The 18,303-nt window shown below is 72.1% G+C and carries 15 protein-coding genes and 1 pseudogene; 11 read left to right on the top strand and 5 right to left on the bottom strand.

The features are described from left to right. The first annotated feature begins 21 nt into the window (after window positions 1–21). The 6 genes from ACIP6N_RS09105 to ACIP6N_RS09130 all read left to right on the top strand — a co-directional run bounded on the left by ACIP6N_RS09105 (window position 22) and on the right by ACIP6N_RS09130 (window position 10,743). Window positions 22–1,611 carry a nitroreductase family protein gene (locus tag ACIP6N_RS09105; RefSeq protein WP_401814072.1) on the top strand — a complete coding sequence of 530 codons (1,590 nt, stop codon included), beginning with the start codon at window positions 22–24 and terminating at the stop codon, window positions 1,609–1,611. 88 nt (window positions 1,612–1,699) lie between these two features. After that, window positions 1,700–4,495, top strand: a complete 2,796-nt coding sequence (locus ACIP6N_RS09110; RefSeq protein ID WP_401814074.1) for a lantibiotic dehydratase — start codon at window positions 1,700–1,702, stop codon at window positions 4,493–4,495. Then, entirely contained in the window at window positions 4,492–5,649 is a 1,158-nt protein-coding gene (locus ACIP6N_RS09115; RefSeq protein WP_401814075.1) for a lantibiotic dehydratase C-terminal domain-containing protein, read from the top strand. The genes ACIP6N_RS09110 and ACIP6N_RS09115 overlap by 4 nt, the downstream gene beginning before the upstream one ends. Beyond that, window positions 5,646–8,006, top strand: coding sequence for an ATP-binding cassette domain-containing protein (locus ACIP6N_RS09120; protein WP_401814076.1), 2,361 nt, complete (start codon window positions 5,646–5,648; stop codon window positions 8,004–8,006). Before ACIP6N_RS09115 ends, ACIP6N_RS09120 begins: the two co-directional genes overlap by 4 nt. Beyond that, entirely contained in the window at window positions 8,003–8,755 is a 753-nt protein-coding gene (locus tag ACIP6N_RS09125) for an ABC transporter permease (protein ID WP_401814078.1), read from the top strand. Before ACIP6N_RS09120 ends, ACIP6N_RS09125 begins: the two co-directional genes overlap by 4 nt. Next, complete coding sequence (locus tag ACIP6N_RS09130) at window positions 8,752–10,743, top strand: TOMM precursor leader peptide-binding protein (RefSeq protein WP_401814080.1); 1,992 nt, start codon at window positions 8,752–8,754, stop codon at window positions 10,741–10,743. The genes ACIP6N_RS09125 and ACIP6N_RS09130 overlap by 4 nt, the downstream gene beginning before the upstream one ends. A gap of 94 nt (window positions 10,744–10,837) precedes the next feature. Here the strand turns inward: ACIP6N_RS09130 and ACIP6N_RS09135 are convergent, their stop codons facing one another. Next, window positions 10,838–11,011: a thiazolylpeptide-type bacteriocin gene (locus ACIP6N_RS09135; protein WP_031179489.1), complete on the bottom strand. Its 174-nt coding sequence runs from the start codon at window positions 11,009–11,011 to the stop codon at window positions 10,838–10,840. Window positions 11,012–11,394: 383 nt separating this feature from the next. Between ACIP6N_RS09135 and ACIP6N_RS09140 the strand changes: the two genes are divergently transcribed. Beyond that, window positions 11,395–12,792 carry an amidohydrolase gene (locus tag ACIP6N_RS09140; protein ID WP_401814081.1) on the top strand — a complete coding sequence of 466 codons (1,398 nt, stop codon included), beginning with the start codon at window positions 11,395–11,397 and terminating at the stop codon, window positions 12,790–12,792. 204 nt (window positions 12,793–12,996) lie between these two features. On the opposite strand, the gene ACIP6N_RS09145 is transcribed toward ACIP6N_RS09140, so the two are convergent. Next, window positions 12,997–13,359, bottom strand: coding sequence for a DUF1304 domain-containing protein (locus ACIP6N_RS09145; RefSeq protein ID WP_401814082.1), 363 nt, complete (start codon window positions 13,357–13,359; stop codon window positions 12,997–12,999). Between the two features lie 257 nt (window positions 13,360–13,616). Here ACIP6N_RS09145 and ACIP6N_RS09150 point away from each other — a divergent pair, with 257 nt between their 5' ends. Together ACIP6N_RS09150 and ACIP6N_RS09155 are read left to right on the top strand one after the other, a co-directional pair. Next, a complete protein-coding gene (locus ACIP6N_RS09150) occupies window positions 13,617–13,865 on the top strand; it encodes a type II toxin-antitoxin system VapB family antitoxin (protein WP_401814084.1) in 249 nt (82 codons plus the stop codon). Window positions 13,866–13,867: 2 nt separating this feature from the next. Next, a complete protein-coding gene (locus tag ACIP6N_RS09155; RefSeq protein ID WP_401814085.1) occupies window positions 13,868–14,284 on the top strand; it encodes a PIN domain-containing protein in 417 nt (138 codons plus the stop codon). 209 nt (window positions 14,285–14,493) lie between these two features. Here the strand turns inward: ACIP6N_RS09155 and ACIP6N_RS09160 are convergent, their stop codons facing one another. Both ACIP6N_RS09160 and ACIP6N_RS09165 read right to left on the bottom strand, forming a co-directional pair. Beyond that, complete coding sequence (locus ACIP6N_RS09160; RefSeq protein WP_401814087.1) at window positions 14,494–15,468, bottom strand: Gfo/Idh/MocA family protein; 975 nt, start codon at window positions 15,466–15,468, stop codon at window positions 14,494–14,496. A gap of 354 nt (window positions 15,469–15,822) precedes the next feature. Continuing rightward, on the bottom strand, window positions 15,823–16,059 hold the full coding sequence (locus ACIP6N_RS09165) for a DUF397 domain-containing protein (RefSeq protein ID WP_401814089.1): 237 nt from the start codon (window positions 16,057–16,059) through the stop codon (window positions 15,823–15,825). On the opposite strand from ACIP6N_RS09165, the pseudogene ACIP6N_RS09170 reads away from it, so the two are divergent. Both ACIP6N_RS09170 and ACIP6N_RS09175 read left to right on the top strand, forming a co-directional pair. Next, window positions 15,962–16,316 (top strand): annotated as a pseudogene (locus tag ACIP6N_RS09170) (ATP-binding protein). The gene ACIP6N_RS09165 and the pseudogene ACIP6N_RS09170 overlap by 98 nt on opposite strands. Window positions 16,317–16,693: 377 nt before the next feature. Then, a complete protein-coding gene (locus tag ACIP6N_RS09175; protein ID WP_401814090.1) occupies window positions 16,694–17,860 on the top strand; it encodes a hypothetical protein in 1,167 nt (388 codons plus the stop codon). Here the strand turns inward: ACIP6N_RS09175 and ACIP6N_RS09180 are convergent. Beyond that, on the bottom strand, window positions 17,775–18,146 hold the full coding sequence (locus ACIP6N_RS09180; RefSeq protein WP_401814092.1) for a hypothetical protein: 372 nt from the start codon (window positions 18,144–18,146) through the stop codon (window positions 17,775–17,777). The two genes, ACIP6N_RS09175 and ACIP6N_RS09180, sit on opposite strands and share 86 nt — an antisense overlap. Window positions 18,147–18,303: the final 157 nt, after the last annotated feature.

The following is an 18,303-nucleotide window of genomic DNA, read 5'->3' on the forward strand; positions in this document are numbered from 1 at the left end:
CGAGAAGAAGAGGGAGTGACCGTGGGATACGCCCATGAGTACGCGACCGCGGTGATGCGGCGGGGCCGGGTCCCCATGGAACCGGCGGACTTCGTCCCCGACTGGTCCGACCGTCCCCGCAAGGGCAAGTTCTTCCCCGGCGCCCCGTCCGTGCCGCTGCCCGACGGCGGCTGCGCCGAGGACGCGACCCTCGGCCGGGGCCTGTTCGGCCGGTCGGGCACCGGAGCGTTCACGCTGCCTCTGCTCGGAGCGATGCTCCGCGATTCCTACGGTCTGACCGGGCGCCGCCTCGCCGTCCAGGCCAACACCGACCTCGGCTCCCTGCCGTTCTACTCCCACGCCAACTGGTCCCGCGGCACCGCCTCCGGCGGCGGCCTCTACCCCATCGGCGTCCACTGGATCAGCGGCGCGAGCGGCCCCCTGACCCCGGGCGTCTACTACTACGACACTCCGCGCCACCGCGTCACACGGCTCCTGTCGGGCGATGTGAGCGCGGAGGTCCGCACGGCGCTCGGCGATCTGGAAGAAGCCGCCGAGACCGACCAGTTCCTCGTCCTCGGCGTGACGTTCTGGCAGAACTCGTTCAAGTACAACAGCTTCTGCTACCACGCCGTGACGATGGACATCGGCGCCCTGGTGCAGACCTGGCGCATGTGGGCCCGCGCGCACGGCCTGCGTCTCGGCAGCGCCTTCTGGTTCGACGAGCCACGGCTCGGCCGACTCCTCGGGCTGGCTCCCGAGGAGGACGGGATATTCGCCGTCGTACCACTGCGCTGGGCCGCCACGGCTCCGGCGGCACCGGCACCACCGACGCCCGGCGCCTTCGTACGACGGGTGCCCGACGAGAAGTCCCGCCGGATACTGCCCTTCCCGACTCTGCGCCGCATCCACGCCGCCACCCTGGACGGCGCCGCGGACCGGCCCGCCCCCGGCGTCCTCGACGGCTCCCTCGCCTCTCCCGCCGTACCCGGCGACCGCGTCCCGCTGCCGTCGCCCGCGCCGCTGGAGGTCTCCGTACGCCGGGCGCTGCGCGAACGCCGCAGCAGCTTCGGGCGGTTCACGTCCGCCGAGCCGCTCGACGCGGCCCGGCTCTCCTCCCTGCTGCGGGCCGCGGTCGCCGCGGGCACGCTGGACAGCGACGCCGAATCGCCCGGCGGCGCTCCCCTGACCCGCTTGTGCGTCTTCGTCAACCATGTCCGCGAGGTGGCCGCCGGCCTCTACGAGTACGACCGGGACACCGGCGAGCTGGTGCTGATGAAGTCGGGCGACTACGGCCCCTTTCTTCAGCAGAACTACTTCCTCGCCAACTACAACGTGGAGCAGGCCGCCGCCGTCCTGGTGCCCGTGGCCCGCACCCACGCGGTGCTCGACGCCGTCGGGGACCGCGGCTACCGGCTGGTCAACGCCGTCGTCGGCGCCGTCGCCCAGGCCGTCTACACCACCGCCTCAGCGGTCGGCACCGGCTGCGGCGTCGCCCTCGGCTTCGACAGCGTCTCCTTCGAAGAAGAACTCGGGCTGGCCGAGTCGGGCGAGATCCCGCTGCTGATCATGATGGTCGGCCACGAACGCTCCCGCTCCGCCGACTACCGCTACGACATCGTCGCGCCATGACCCGAAGCACCGTCCCGCCCCGGGACCACCCGTCGCCCCGGCGGCCCTCCGGCGAAGGTCAGCACACCCCACACGAAAGGGGAAGGGCATGAGCCCCACCGCCACCAGCCCGGCCGAGGGACCCATCGCCGCCGGCGATCCGGCCGAGGGACCCATCGCCGCCGGCGAGTCCGCGGCCCTGCACAGCCGCTTCATGCTGCGCGTCGCGGGCCTCCCGGCCGACACCGTGGTCACCCTGCGCGCCCCGGAGGCGGCCGACTGGGCCGTCCGGGCCGCCGCCGAGGAGGACCGGCTCACCGGCCTCGGCGCCGTCCTCAGCGACCCGCTGTCCGCCGTGGTCGGCGCCACCGAGGACGCCACACAGCGCCGTCGTCTGCTCGCGCTGCGCCGGAACGTCTTCAACAACCGCCTGCCGACGGACCTCGACGCGGCCCGCGCCCTGGCCGCCGGGATCGGCGGCAGCACCGGAGCCGGCCTGGATGCCTGGCTCGACGCCCGCGTCCGCTGGGCCGAACTGCGCGCCGAGGGTGAGACCGTCCTCGCGGCCGGACTCGCCCGCACCCGCACGGCCCTGCGTGAACTCGCCCTGGACGACCGGCTGCGCAGGGGCCTGCTGCTCGCCTCGCCCACCCTGGAGGAACGGCTCGACGCGTTCGCCGCCGACCCCTCCCCCGTACCCGGCAAGCGGGCCCGCAAGATGGAGCGCTCCCTGCTCTCCTACGTCTACCGCACCGCGTGCAAGACCAGTCCCTTCAGCACCCTCACCGGCGTCGCCCTCGGCGGTTTCGCGACGGCGGACGCGGACGGCACCCCGGCCGCCACCCACGTCGGCGACGACTGGACGGGCCACTGCCGGCTCAACGTCGTCGTGCTCACCCGGCTCGCCGAGCTGGTCGCCGCCGACCCGCGGCGCCGCGCCGGCCTGCCGGTCGCCCTCGCCTCCGGATGGAAACTGGACGACGACCGTATCCGCTACGTCCAGCGGGCCGTCACCGCGGGCGACGACAGCGCCTCGGTCAGCTTCGACGCCGCCCAGGACCGGCTTCTGTTCCTCCGCCGCCGGGGCACCCTGGACGGAATGCTCGCCCTGCTGCGGGACCACGAAGGCACCCTCCGCCACGGCGACCTCGCACGCTGGCTGGCGACCACCACCGGCGCAGGCGACGAGGCCGCAGGACACTACCTCACCGCCCTGCTCGACCTCGGCATGCTGCAACTGCCCGGCCTCGCCGCCGGAGTTCACGAACCCGAGCCGCTGCGCGCCTTCCAGAGGTCGCTGCGCGCACTCGAACGCCCCTGGGCCGACGAACTCGCCGCCCACCTGGACGGACCGGCCGATGTCCTCGCCCGGTACCCGGCGGCGGACGTCCCAGGCCGCCGCGCCCTGCTCAGAACGCTCCGCTCCGGCCTCCTCTCCATCCAGACCGGCCTCGGTGCCGAACGGCCCGTGCTGCCGCAGACCCTGGTCTACGAGGACGTCTCCGCCGGTGCCACCACCGCCGGCCTCGCCGAGTGGACCGCGCTCGCCGCCGCCCCGCTCCGCTCGATCGGGCGTGTGCTGCCCGCCTTCGACGTGGCGCTGCCCCAGCGGCTCACCCTCAAAGGCTTCTTCCTCGCCCGCTTCGGACGCGGCGGGCGGTGCGAGGACCTGCTGCGGCTGGTCCACGACTTCCACGAGGACATCTTCCGGCAGTACCTCCAGTTCACCGCGACCAAGGACGACCGTCTCCCGGACGGCAGCCTCGCCCCGGAGGAGAACTGGCTCGGCATGCCGGAGATCACCGCCATCGACCGGGCGCGCGCGGCCCTGACCACCAGGATGCGCACGCTCTGGGCCGAACTACCTTGCGGGGCAGATGAGTTCGTTCTCGACGATGCTGTCGTGGACGAGGTGGCCGAAGCGCTGGGCACCGCCGCGCCCGCCTTCCAGCCGCAGAGCCACTTCCTTCAACTGGCCCGCCGGGAAGGCGATCCGCTGGTGGTGCTCAACGACTCCTTCGGCGGCCTGTGCTTCCCCTTCACCCGCTTCACCCACTGCTTCGACGGCGCGGACACCACCGGCCTGACGGACGCGCTGCGCGAGGAGCTGCGCCGACTGCTGCCGCCCGGCGCGGTCTTCGCCGAGATCACCGCCGGCGCCGCCACCACCAACCTCAATCTCCACGGCCGCGTCACCGACTACGAGATCATCTGCCCCGGTGAGCACAGCACCGCTCCCGAGGAGGCCCGTCTGCACCTCGACGACCTCCACGCCGTGCACGACGCGGCCACCGACCGGCTCGTCCTGCGCTCACGCCGCCTGGACCGCGAGGTCGTCCCGCTCTATCTCGGCTACCTCGTCCCCATGGTGCTGCCCGAGATCCCCCGCACCCTGCTGCTGTTCTCGCCGACCGCCCGGTCCGTTCCGGACGTGTGGCGCGGGGTGCCGGCCGGGCCGGAGGAGGGGGGCGTCACGCGAAGGCCCCGGGTCCGCCACCACTCCCTGGTACTCCAGCGGCGCTCCTGGACCGCGGCCGACGGCAGCCTCCCGCTGCGCGCTCCCGGTGCCACCGACGGCGACTGGTACCTCGCCTGGCACCGCTGGCGCGTCCGGCACGGACTGCCCGCCCGGGTCTTCGCCACCGTCCACGAGGAGAGCTCCGGTGAGGGCGGCGGCTGGTTCGGCGGCTCCAAGCCCCAGTACGTCGACTTCGACAGCCCGCTCTCCCTCACCGCGCTCGAAGGGCTCCTGTCCGGCAGGCACGCCCGCACCGTCTTCGAGGAGATGCTGCCCGGCGAGAGCGAACTCCACGTCACCTCACCGCGCGGGCGACACGTCGCGGAACTCGCCGTCGAGATGCTGCCCGGCCCGGCCCGCCTGCCCGAAGAGGACAGAACCCAATGAACGCACCCTCCGCACCCACCACTTCCCCTGTCGCCCCCGACCCGCTGGCCGACGACCTTCCCGGCGACTGGCTGGCCGTGCACGTCTTCTACGCCGCCAGCCCCCGCCCGCTGCTTCTGCAATGCGTCAAGCCGCTGGTGGACAGCCTCACCGAGGAGGGCCTGCTCGCCGGGTACTTCTTCATCAACTACTGGCTGGAGGGCCCGCACCTGCGGCTGCGCCTGCGTCCCCGCCGGGCCGCCGACGCCCCCGTCGTCCGGGACCGGGCACACGCCGCCCTCGCCGCTTTCCTGCGCGAACGGCCGGCGCTGTACGAGGTGAAGGCGGGCTTCCTCGCCGAGCTGTACGAGACCCTGTTCACCCTGGAGTACACCGAGGACCAGCGCGCCGAGTTCCTCGGCCCCGAGGGCCGGATGCGGCTGCGCCCCAACAACTCCTTCGAGGACCGGCCGTACGAGCCCGAGTACGGCAAATACGGCGGTCCCAGCGGTGTCGCACTCGCCGAGTGGCACTTCCAGCGCTCCAGCGACCTGGTCATCGAGGCCGCGCGCAGCATGAACCTGCACCTGCGCACCGTGCTCCTCGGGCTCTCCGCCCAGCTGATGATGGTCATGTCCGGCACGTTCCTCAAGGACGACGAGGCGCTGCTCGCCTTCCTCGACCGCTACCACTCCTTCTGGGACCGGGCGTTCAACGGAACGAACTACACCGCCACCCAGGGCTACGACCGCGCCTACACCGCGATGGGCACAAGCCTTCCCGACCACTTCCGCCGTATCCGGGACGCGGTGTCCCAGGGCGAGCCGGAACGGCTGCCCGCGTTCCTGCGGGGCTGGGCCGAGCACTGCGCCGAACTGCGCGACCGGGCCCAGGAGCTGACCCTGCGCGGCGAACTGACCTTCCGGGCGTGGGACAACAGCCGCGACATCCGCCCGACCGACCCGGCTCACGCGCTGCCCATGCTGCTCTCGCCGTACATGCACATGACGAATAATCGGCTGAGCATGACCATCCGCGACGAAGCGTTCCTCTCCTACGTCCTGGCCCGCGCTCTGCGCGAAGAGGCCGCGAACGACGCCGGGGAAACGGGCGCGGACGGAACGGACGCCGGGGGTACACCGGCAGGCGGCCGGGTGTCGGGAGGCGGAGGGTGAGCACCGAGGCGTTTCTCGCCGCCCGGCCGCGCGTGCGGGACGACGTCGTGTTCGGCCCCAGCCTCGTGCGCGGCACCGGCCGCATTCACCTGCTGATGGACCCGCGCACCGGGCGGCGTCTGGAGATCGGTCCCAAGGAGCACTTCATCATCGCCCGGCTCGACGGCAGTCACAGCCTCGACGAGATCGGCCACGCGTACGCCGGCGAGTTCGGCGTCCGCCTCGGCGAGGCCCAGTGGGGGCAGATGCTCCGGCTGCTGCACGGCCGCGACCTCCTCGACGGCGCCCCCGCACCGGCCGCCGTGCCCGCGGCGACGCCCGCCGTACCGCCGAGCGGCATCCTCGCCGGGCGGACCCGGCTGGTCGCCGACGCGCCCGCGCTCATGGACCGGCTGCACCGGTTGACCCGCCCCGCCCGGCGGCCCGCCGTGCTGGCCGCGCTCGTCGCGGCGGCCGTCGCGCTGCTCGCCGCCGTCGCCGTCCAGGCCGGCACACTGTGGCGGCAGACCGAGGAGACGGCGCGCCAGCCCGCCCTGCTGCTCGCCGTCGGCTGCGTCCTGTGGTGCAGCCTGGCCCTCCACGAACTCGCCCACGGCCTGTTCGCACGGGCCTGGGGCGGTCGCGTCACCGAGGTCGGGCTGCGCTGGGTTCTCGGCGCGACGCATCTCTACTGCACGGTGGAGGACGTCCAGTTCCTCGGCAGCCGCGGCCGCAAGGTCGCCACCGCCGGTGCCGGAGTCTTCGCCAATCTGCTCTTCCTGGTGCCCTTCTACCCGGTGTGGGCGCTGCTCCCCTCACAGGCCCAGGCCCGCCCCGCGCTCGGCGCGCTGCTCCTCCTCGGGGTGGTCTCCGCCCTCGCCAACCTGCTGCCGCTGCCGCCCCTCGATGGATACCGGGCCCTCGGCCACGCCCTCGACGTCACCGAACTCGCCACCGGCAGCCGCGACTTCATGGGCATCGTGGTGCGCGCCCTGTTCCGCCGCGGCCCCGGCCCGGCCGCGTACCCGCCCCGGCTGCGTGTCCTGTACAGCGGCTTCGCCCTGCTGACCGCCGTGCAGAGCGCCGCGCTCCTGGCCCTGTGCGGCGCCGCACTGCGCGCCGTCCTGCCGGACGGCCTCGCGACCCTGGCCTGGTGGCTGCCCGCCGCCCTGCTCGCCGCCGTACTGCTCCTGTGGGCCCTCGGCTCGTTCGGCCGGTCCCGGCGCACCCCGCCGCCCGCGACCGGCGCGCCCGTCTCCGCGGAAGCAGCCGGTGGACGCGGCCCCGCCTCCTCCCCGGAGCGCCCGGACCTCAGCCCCACCACACGCCCCACCGTTACGCCGGGGCACGACGCCCCGTCCATGGGGGCCGGACCGCTCCCGGACGTCCCGAGCCCATGGAACAACCCGAGGAAAGAGGCAATGAGCACACCCGAGAGCAAGACCGGGGCCGTCCCCGGCAAGACCGCCACCGAAACGGTCGTCGCCCTGGACGGCATCACCAAGCGGTACGGGGAGGTGACGGCTCTGGACAGCGTCAGCCTCGACGTACGGCAGGGCGAGTTCTTCGGCATCCTCGGCCCGAACGGCGCCGGCAAGACCACGCTGGTGGAGATCGTCGGGGGCATGCGCGAGGCCGACTCCGGCACCGCGACCGTCTTCGGGCAGAGCCCCTGGCCGCGCGACACCGCGCTGCTGGCCCGCATCGGGGTGCAGACGCAGGCGGCGGCGTTCTTCGCCCGCCTCACCGCCGGGGAGCACCTGCGCACGGTCGCGGCGCTCTACGGCGTGGACCCGGCCGCCGCGACCACCGCGCTGGAGCGCGTCAGCCTCACCGAGAAGGAGAACGCCCGCATAGACCACCTCTCCGGCGGTCAGCGCCAGCGCCTCGCGGTCGCCACCGCGCTGCTCCACGAACCCGAGCTGATCTTCCTGGACGAACCGACGGCCGCCCTCGACCCGGAGGCGCGGCGCGAACTGTGCGACGTGCTGCGCTCGTTGCGCGCCGAGGGGCGCACGATCATCTACACCACCCACCACCTGGAGGAGGCCGAGGCGCTCTGCGACCGGGTGGCGATCATCGCCGGCGGCCGGGTCGTCGCGCTCGACACGCCCCGCAACCTCATCCGCTCCCTCGCCGCCCCCACCCGGCTGCTCGTCCCCGCCGCCGGGCTCTCCCGCGAGGCGGCGCTCGCGCTGGACGGCGTGGACCGGGCCACCGTGGAGAACAACGACCTCGCCCTGGAGACGACCGTCCCCCACCGCGTCCTCACCGTCCTCGGTGACCTCGTGGACATCGGCACGGTCACCGTCCGCACCCCCACCCTCGAAGACGCCTACCTGTCGCTGACCGGCACCGGATCGGAGCACCACCGTTGAGCGCCTACGCCGCACTGACCAGGGCCACCTACGTCGCGAGCGTGCGCGACAAGACGACCCTCTTCTTCACCTTCGCCTTCCCGCTCGCCTTCCTGGTCCTCTTCGGCCTCATCTTCCAGGGCCAGCAGGTCGACGGCGGGCTGTCGTCCATCAACTACATAGCCCCGGGCGTGCTCTCGTGGGGCGTGGGCAACGCGGCGGTGTTCTCCGTCGCCTTCGCCCTGATGCAGTGGCGCCGGGACGACCTGCTCCGCCTCATCTGGCGGACCCCGACCCCGCTGCGCACCCTGCTCGCCTCCCGCTGGACCGTGGCGCTGGGCGTCGCCCTCGTGCAGACGGTGTTCTTCACCGCCGTCGCCCTGCTGCCGTTCTTCGGCCTGCGGCTCAACGGGCCCTGGTGGGCGGCGGCTCCGCTGCTGGTGCTGGGCGTCACCGCCTTCCTCGCCATGGGGCTGGTCGTCGGCAGCATCGCCAACACCCCGGAGGCGGTCGCGGCCATCGCCAACATCGTGATGGTGCCCATGGCCTTCCTCTCCGGCTCGTTCTTCCCCGACGACCTCATGCCGGACTGGCTGCGTTCGGTCGCCAAGGTGCTGCCTCTGCACTACCTCAATGACGGGCTCACCGACGCCTTCGGCGGTCGCGGAGACCTCGGCGACATCGCCGTGGACTGCGCGGGACTCGTCGTGTTCGCCCTGGTCTTCGGGCTGGTCGCCACTCGGATCTTCCGCTGGAGCAACCGGCCATGACCGCCGTCGCGGCGCAGGCCGCCTCCCCCTTGGAGGCCGCACGCGCGGAACTCCAGTCCCGCCTGGCGGGCCGCGCCGCGGCGGCCGGCCTGCCCGCGCCGGCCGTCTCCCGCATCGGCGACGCCAACGTCCTCGGCCACCGGCCCGACCTGCCCGGGCCCACGGGAACGGCCGCCCACCCGGACGAGCGGCCCGTGCCTCCGAGCGCGGCCCTCGTCCACCTCACCGCCCAGGCCATCCTGCTCGGCCCCTGGGGCGGTGCCCCCGACGCCGGTCCCGCGTGTGGAACCTGCCTGGCCATGCGTCGTCAGCGGCTGCGCACCCGCACCGAACGTGAGGCGCTGGAGACCGGTACGGAGACCACCGCGGCAGGCCGGTGGCCCGTTCTGCCGGACCACGCCGTGGACGCCGCGTGGTCCCTGTACCGCCTCATCACCACCGGCGCCGCCCGGCACACCGCCGAGGGCGCCGACACCGCACTCCCGCGGATCACCGAACTCGACCTGGACACCCTCCGGGTACGCACCTTCCCGATCGTGCCCGAGCCGATGTGCCCCAATTGCCGTCCGTTCACCGAGGAGGCCGCGCGACAGGCCGCGGCGGAAGCCGTCCCGGCGCCACCGTCCTCCCGCCCGAAGCCGCACCCGGACGCCTACCGGCTGCGGGGCCCGGCCGACTACCCCCTGCCGGTCAAGGGCCTCGCCAATCCGCTGTGCGGGGTGCTCGGCGGCGGCACCTGGATCGACGTCACCTCGCCCACCACCGCGCCGGTCGCCGGCAGCGTCTTCATGCGCGGCTACGCCGGACTCACCGACGTCACCTGGAGCGGCCAGGCCAACTCCTACGCGACCAGCCGCGACCTGGCTTTCCTGGAAGGTCTGGAACGGTACGCGGGCACCCACCGCCGCCACCGGGCCCCGGTCGTCACCGCCTCCCTCGACGAACTCGGCGACCAGGCCCTCGACCCGCGCGTGTGCGGAATCTACGCACCCCGCACCTACGCGCGGGACCCGATGGTCGAGCCGTTCGACCCGGCCCGGCCCCTGCCGTGGGTCACCGGCTGGTCGCTGCGCGATGCGCGTCCGGTGCTCGTACCGGCCCGGCTCGTGTACTACAGCGCGGGCACCCGCGAGGACAACTTCGTGTTCGAGTGCTCCAACGGCTGCGCCACCGGCGGGACATGGGAAGAGGCCGTGTTCTTCGGCCTCCTGGAGCTCATCGAACGGGACGCCTTCCTGCTCGGCTGGTACGGCGACCTGCCCCTGCGGGAGATCGACCTGGCCTCGGTGCGTGGTCCGAAGGTGCGGGCGATGGTGGCGCGGGCCGCGCTCCAGGGCTACGACGTCCATGTCTTCGACAACCGCGTGGACCTGCCGGTGCCCGTCGTCACCGGCCTCGCGGTCCGCCGTGACGACGGGCCGGGAACCATGGCGTTCGCGGCCGGCGCCTCCTTCGACCCGGAGACCGCCGTCGAGTCCGCCGTCTCCGAGATCCTTACCTACATCCCGCACCTGCCCGGCCAGGTCGCCGAACGGCCCGCCGAACTCGCCGCCATGGCAGAGGACTTCGACCTCGTCAAGCGCCTGCCGGACCACGCGGCGCTGTTCGGGCTGCCCTCGATGCGCCGGCACGCCGCGAGCTATCTCGCCCCGCCCCGCGTCGGTTCGCTCGCCGAGCTGTTCACCGGCTGGGAGGAGGACCGTCCGCGCACCGCGGACCTCCGCGACGACCTCCTGCTCCTGCGCGACCTGCTCGGCGGCGCCGGCTGCGACGTCATCGCCGTCGACCAGACCACGCCGGAGCAGCGCCGGATGGGACTGCGTACGGTGGCCACCCTCGCCCCCGGACTGCTGCCGATCGACTTCGGCTGGCTGCGGCAGCGTGCCCTGCACATGCCGCGCCTGCGGACCGCGCCGCACCGCGCCGGCCTGGTTCCCGCGCCCCTGCGGGAGGAGGACCTGCGGCGGGTGCCGCACCCGTTCCCGTGACCGCCGGAGTCCGGGCGGAGCACCGTACACCGGGCACAGACGGTCCCCGGCGCGTATGTCACGCGCCGGGGACCGTCGATCCCGCCGACTGGCGTCAGGCGGTGCAGGAGGTGGTGCTGGTGGTGCTGGAGCAGGTGCTGGTGGAGGAGCAGCTTGTGGAGGAGCCGAGCATGACCTCGCTGGCGTCCGAGTAATCGGTGATCTCGAAGGTCTCCGACTCGAGGTCCAGGATCTCCTGGGCGAGAGAGGCGAGGGTGTTGTCAGCCATGGTGTCTCCTTGTGAGTCCGGGGAACAGCTGCCGACCGGGACGGTCCCGGCCGACGATGCGCTGAACCTGCCGGAGGCCAAGACTTCGGGCTCCACCTTTCTACGCGACACCGATATCAAGGCCCTGGCTCTCCGCTGTCACCCCGCTGGCACCTCCGCACCCGCACCCCGGCAGCTCCGCCGACGGCCGTCTCCGGCGCTGCGCCTGCCCGTCCCCCTGTGTCACCGGTGCCACCTGCCATTCCGCCGAAGCGCCGCCGTCGGACCGCGTTCCACCGGGCCCGTCCGGCGTACAGCTGATCACTGAATCCGTCCCTCTCGCGCGCCACTCCACCATCCCCTCCCCGCCCACGTGCGCCCGGCCAACCTCAGGAGTCCCGCCCGTGACCAGCGACCACGACAGACCCGGTACGACCACGGGCTCCGACCGCTCCGTTCATGAACACGCCCTGCCCGGACTGAACACCCTGCTGCCGTCCGCCACCGAGCTGTACCTCGACCTGCACCGGCATCCCGAGCTCTCCGGCGCCGAACGCCGCACCGCTGCCCGCTTCGCGGACTGGCTCGAGACGGACGGCTTCCGCGTACTGCGCGGCCTCGGCGGCCATGGCGTCGCCGCCGAACTCACCAACGGCGACGGCCCGGCCGTCCTCCTGCGCGCCGAACTCGACGCCCTGCCCGTGGCCGAGCGGACCGGTGTCCCCTATGCGAGTACCGTCACCGCCCCGGGGCCGGACGGGCAGCCCGTCCCCGTGATGCACGCCTGCGGCCACGACGCCCACCTGGCCTGCGCGGCGGCCGCCGCTCGCTGGCTCGCGGCACGGCGGGACGGCTGGCGGGGCACCCTTCTTGTCGTCGGCCAACCCGCCGAGGAAACCCTCAGCGGTGCCAGGGCCATGCTGGAGGACGGTCTGTACGACCGGATCACCCCGCCCGACGTGGTCCTCGCGCAGCACACGGCGTCCTTCCCCGCAGGCATGGTGGCCCACGCCGACGGCCCGGTACTGGCCGGCAGCCGAACGCTGGAGGTGTGCTTCGAGGGCGACGGCGGCCACTCCGCCGCCCCGCACCTCACCGCCGACCCGCTGCTGGCCGCGGCCGGCGTCGTGACGCGCCTCTCCGCCGTCGCGGCCCGCGAGACCGACCCCGCCGAGCGGCTGGTCGTCACCGCCTCCTCGCTGCGGACCGCGGACACGGGGAACGTGATCGCCTCGCGAGCCGTGCTGCGCGTCACCGTCCGCGCCTTCTCCGAAGCGGCCCTCGACCGTGCCGCCTCGGCCGTGGAACGCGTGGCCCGGGCCGAGGCCAGTTCGGCGGCCCTGCCGCCGGGGGTCACTGTCACGGAGTCGTCCCGTTCCGCGGTCACCCTCGCCGACCCGGACGTCACGACCGCCATCCGCTCCGCCCACGTGGCCGCCTTCGGCGCCGCCCGGGTCACCGGCTGGCCCGCCACCTCGGCCACCGAGGACTTCCCGCTCCTCACCGGTGCGGGCGCCCATCTCCACGGCCGTGCCGGCATCCGCGGCGGCTACTGGATGCTCGGCGCCGTCGGCCCCGCGCAGTGGGCGGCCGCGCCAGGCACCGGAGCCGCCGAGAAATTCCGTGGTCTGCCCGGCAACCACTCGTCCCGCTACCTGCCCAGCGTCCGCCTCACCCTGGAGACCGGAACGACCGCACTCGTGACAGCCGCCCTGGCCCGACTGACTGCTCGGTCCTCGAACCGCCGTGGGGCGAGCGGAGACCCGATTCCCTCGTCCGGCTCCAACGCCCGTCCTCTGTAGAGGCGTTCACCGCGCCGCTCTCCCCACCCCGCCGGGGCGCCAGGCGCGTCCGTCTGCCCGCCACCGCGCGGATTCTGGCTCCGGGACGGCGGGTACCGGCGGCGCGTGCGCCCGGCTCGATCTGCTGGGGCGCTCGGGACCGCGTGCCGCGGCCTCACTCATGGGGGACGCGGCACGCGACCTCCCCGCGCTCCAAGCCGGAAGTCAGCCCGCGACGAGTACGGCCGCCAGCGCCAGCGCGCCGGGCAGCGCCTGGGCCACCAGGATCCGCCGGTTCGCCGTGACACCGCCGTACACACCGGCGACCACTACGCAGCAGAGGAAGAAGACCTGGACGTGGAAACCCGTCGGGTCGCTCTCGACCAGGCCCCATATCAGCCCCGCGGCCAGGAAGCCGTTGTACAGGCCCTGGTTGGCGGCGAGCGGCGCGCTCGCGCGGGCCATGTCGGCGTCGAGCCCGGAGAGGCCGCGGCCCGGCGGGCGCTCCCACAGGAACATCTCCAGGACCAGGATGTAGACGTGGAGGGCGGCCACCAGGCCCACCAGAACGTTCGCGGTCATCTCCACGGTCAAACTCCTTGCCGGACAGCCAATTTAATCGAACTCGATCAAGCGCCCAAAGAGTAGAGCACGTGTGCGAGGACATGGCGGGCCGGGATCGGGGTGCGGGACGACCGGCCCATCGCGCCGGGGACGGGCGGGGCCGACATTGATCGCCATTGACCGCTCCGGTTTGCGCGCTTCCTCCTGATCACCGCGAGCTTTGTATGCATGATGGCTTACCTTTGTATGGAGCATGGGAAGCCCGGAACCGGAGGTATGTCATGTCCGCCACCCAAATCGACATCGATGACGAGGCGCTCACAGAGGCGATGCGGCTGTCCGGCGCCAAGACCAAGAAGGAGACCGTGAACATCGCGTTGCGTGAATACGCGGAGAGGCGTCAACGCACCGAGAGGAGGCTGCGCCATCTGGAGAGTGCCCAGCACTGGGACGAAGCAGCGTTCCTGCGGCGCCATGCCGCGGAAAAGGGTGCCCCCTACAGCCAGGAGACGGAGACAGGAGCCGCCTGACCGTGATCCGCTATCTCGCCGACTCCACCGCCGTCTGGCGTCTTCAGCGCGACCGCAAGCTGAATGATGTGTGGGGGCACGAGCTTGACGAAGGAGCGATCGGATCATGTGCTCCACAGCGCACCGAGTTCCGACAATCAGCTCGCAGCCTCGACGAGTACGACCAGATGACCGAGATGTTCACTGATCTCCATCCCGACGTGCCGGTGCCGAAACGGGCCTGGGACTGGATCGAGGCAGCCCAGTACCGGCTCGCCCAGCGTGGGCAGCACCAGAGCCTGTCCCCGGTCGACTGGCTTGTCTGCGCATCGGCGGCGCACCACGGTCTGGTCGTCCTCCACGACGACAACGACTTCCGGGCAGCCGCTCGCATCCTCCCCGATGTGGTGGAACGAGGGGTTTTCATACTCCCGGAGTAACTTTCACGCGTTTACTGAACCCAGCGTGCCGCGCTCCACGGGCGCGTGCGCGGGAGTCGCGTGATGGATCTCCGCAAGGACCTCGGCCGCGGGGCGAGCCTCGTTCGGCATCGCCAGGCCCGACCGTGCGACGCGCCGACCGGCTCACCGCCCCGGCCGAGCGCCGGCCGGAGACCGGATCCAGCGCGCCGTCCCGGCACAGGGAACTGTCACCCCGGGCCGCCGCTCACGGGCGACGGCGCAGGCTTCGTGTGATGGATCTCCGTAATGGTCTCGGCCGTGGCGAAGCCCAGGACCGGATCGGGGCTGCCGGACAGCAGGGATGCGTACAGCGGCCGGTAGTGCGCGATCTTCCTGGGCGTCGCGCCGTCGTCGCCGTGTGTGGCCAGCAGTTCGCCGTCCCGGGCCGCGAAGCCGGTCATCGCGGTGTGGTCGATCCACAGCTCCACGCCGGAACGGCCGAAGGTGAGCGCCGACTCCTTACTGCTGTAGCCGGTGAGCCAGCTGCTGCGCAGCCGGGCCGTGCCCACGGTGCCGCGCGAGCGGTAGCTCGCGGTGCACCACGCACTGGCGCCGCCGTCCAGACTCCGCGCGGAGTCGAGGGCGGTGAGATCAACGAAGCGGGCGAGCATGCTGAGCTGGTTCACCCCCGAGTCCATCCAGCTGGACGTGTACGAGGCGACCGCCTGCTCGCGGCGGAGTACGTATGGGTCGTAGAAAGCCGACGTGATGCCCGTGACCGGCCCCCATTCCGGGTGCGCGGCGAGCTGCCGCGCGGCCCAGCGGACCTCCGGCGAGAACGCGAAGTGGTACGCGGTGAACAGACGGCCCCGCACGTCGACCGCCTCCTCCAGGGCGCGCAGCCGGGCCAGCGACGGGAGGTCGTGGACGAGCGGCTTCTCGACCAGCACACGGGCCCCGGACAGGGTCAGCGCCTGGACAGCCAGCTCCGCGTGGGTGTCGGTGGGAGTGGCGATCACGACCAGGTCGGGACTGTGTTCCGCGAGCGCGTCGGCCAGCCCGCTGTAGTGGGGCGGCTCACCGCCGCGGAAGGCCGGCGCGCGCGAATGGTCCGGATCGACGGTGAAGTCCAGGGCGACTTCGGACCGTTCGGCCAGGACCTCGAGATGCGTCTTCGCGATGATCCCGACACCGACCAGGCCGACCCTTACGACGTCACTCATGAGGTGCCGCTCCGTTCCTCTTGAAGAGATGCGATTCCCTTGCGCGGCAGCGTCACCGGACAGCTTGCCACCGCTGCCCGGCGCGCCCCCGAATCGGGCGGGGCCCGTCGGCCATTCGACGGCTGGGAGGTCTGGACGGCCGCCTCGGCGCCGTCGATCCACGAGGTCACGACGGGCACCCGGTAGGTACCTCGGGTGACAAAGGTAGAGAAGAGACGGCGGACCGCACCACCCTTCTCGCGGCGGCGGCCGAAACGGAGGAGACCATCCGGACCGGCGTTTTTATCGGTGTTCTTGGGACAGCAACGGGCCCTGTGCCCGAGTGGTCCGGGCGCCGGGGCGCGAGTGGGTGGTTCAGCTCTCCGACCCGTATGGGACAAAAGCCGCCCACGCGTCGGACGCGAAACCGAGCTGCGGACCCGGCACGTTCTTGGAGTCACGGACACGGAGGGCACCGGACACAGCCGCGACCTCGACGCATGCCGGGCCGTCGTTGCTGCTATGGCTGCCGACCACCGCGCATCTCGGCGCGTGGGGGCTGCCGTGCGAGGCGGCCGCGCAGATCGTCACCGAGCCGTCGGCCAACGCCACCGTCCACGCACGCGTTCCCGGCCGGGACTTCGGACTGGGCCTCACGTCCACGGCGGCGCGCTTCTGCGGATCGAGGTGTCAGATGCCTGCGACGAGCAGCTTCTGCCCGCGCCGGGTACTGCGGCCGCGCCGGCCGACACCGCCGAGTCCGGACACGGCTGCTGATCGTCGAGGCACCGGCCGACCGCTGGGTGGTAACGCCGGGGCCCGTGCCACGCAAGACGGTCTGGGCGGAGCTGGATCCGAGCCCGGGATAGGAGGGTTCGGGTGGCCGTGTACCGGATGCCGGAAACCCGTCACCCGGTGACGAGTTCGACGGCGGGGCGGCGCATATACCTACAGAGGACTGAAAAGAGAAAGAACAACCCACCCAACCCAACCCACCGTCTGTGACCTCGGGTTCCCGGTCACTCGCACGGGTGATCTCACCCAACTCAGCTGGCGCGGAGGGCCATCGGCGAGGCAAGCTCAGCCCAAACAACCGCAAACAGAAATGGCCCCCGGCCGGGACTGCAATCCCGATCGGAGGCCTGACCACCAAGGAAGAAGTAGCTTCCCGATGGCTGAACAGAACTTTAGCGCGCCCTCGCGCGCCCGACGTGTGGTTCCACGATCCCCCCGTGGAGTCACCAAGATGAACGAAACGCACCGCCAGCGGTTCACGATCATCGGCAACCACCTCGCCCAGCACCGCGAGCTCTCCCTGACCGCGATCGGACTGGCCACACACATCCAGTCCCTGCCCGACGGCGCGTCCGTCGACATCATCACCCTGGCCAGGAAATTCACCGAGGGACGCGACCGAATCTCCTCCGCCCTGCGGGAGTTGGAAGCCCACGGCTACCTCGAACGAACCCTCGACCACACACCCGACGGCCGGATCATCACCCGCACCATCTCGTACAACCACCCAGAAGCCACCCGCGCCCGCCTCGCCCGAGAAGCCGCCGCGCACGGATCCGGTCTGGCACAGGCGCAGACGCAGACGCAGCCCGGCGAACCCAGGCCCGCCCGCCCGTCGTCCAGCAGATCAGGCGCCTCCGTTCGGCCCTCGTCCGGTGCGCCCGCCCGGCATCAGCAGCGCCCGCGCACCGCACCCGGCGGCCCGACGACACCGACCGCGCCCCGTGCCGCACGACGACCGGCCCCATCCCACCCCACGCGCCCAACAAGCCCCACACACACGCCCGCAGCACCAGACCCGACCCCCACCGCTCCCCCGGCCGCCCCAGAACCCGCACCCACGCCAGCACCCACACCGCCCGCGCAAGCTCGCCCCACACCGCCCCCGCTGCCCGCACCGCAGGCCCACGACCCCGAACGCCACACCACCGCCATCACCCTCCTGGCAAGCCTCCACCGCGACGCACCCCAACTCCTGCTCCCCGAACGCGACGTACACCGCCTCGCCCCAGCCGTAGCCGCCTGGCTCGAACGCGGCGCCACCCCCGACGCCGTACACCACACCCTCACCAACGGCCTCCCCACCGAACCACGCCACCCCGCCGCACTCCTCGCCCACCGCCTCACCGACCAACTCCCACCACCCCTCCCCACAGCCCGCATCACCGCCCGCCCCGACCCCCTCCAGAACTGCGAAAACTGCGACCGCGCCTACCGCGCCCCCACACCAGGAAAATGCCGCGACTGCCTCACCCAGGCACCACCACCCCCGGCATTGCGAGTCCGTCTGCGTACGAAGGCCACGCGGAAGATCACTCGTCGGCGGAGGCGAGCAACCGTCGAAGACGCTTCACTTCCTCCACGAGGCGCGGCACCGCATCCCGCGCCATGGCAATGAACGCCGCGTTCTCGTCCCACAGGCCGTCCGCGCAATCCACGTAGCGAGGGTGCTGAACCAACGTCGCGGCGATCATCTCGCCATGGTCGAACGCGGGCCACCTCTCTCCGCGCCCCGTATCTTCCACGGTGCTGACGGCAACGAGGTTCATGGCGTAGTCATCATCGACGTTCCTGACGAACCACGGGCCAGGTGTAGCCGCCGAACACGCCTCTTCGATTTCATCCAGGTCGAGCCCGCCCCCCTGCCCAGCGTTACCTTCAGGTACTTTTCCGCTTCCATGCATTGCAGGATCCCTTCCTCCGAACGAACATCTCTCTCCTGTTCCACCGTTGAAGCGCCCGCACAGAAGGTGAATTCATGTCTCACTTCATGCGTGACGTTATGGGGCCATCCGTCGATGACCCCGGCGAGGCGCACCTTCGGGCGATCGACTCACGTCT

The sequence above is a fragment of the Streptomyces sp. NPDC088725 genome, from assembly GCF_044751305.1.
In the GTDB taxonomy this organism is placed as follows: domain Bacteria; phylum Actinomycetota; class Actinomycetes; order Streptomycetales; family Streptomycetaceae; genus Streptomyces.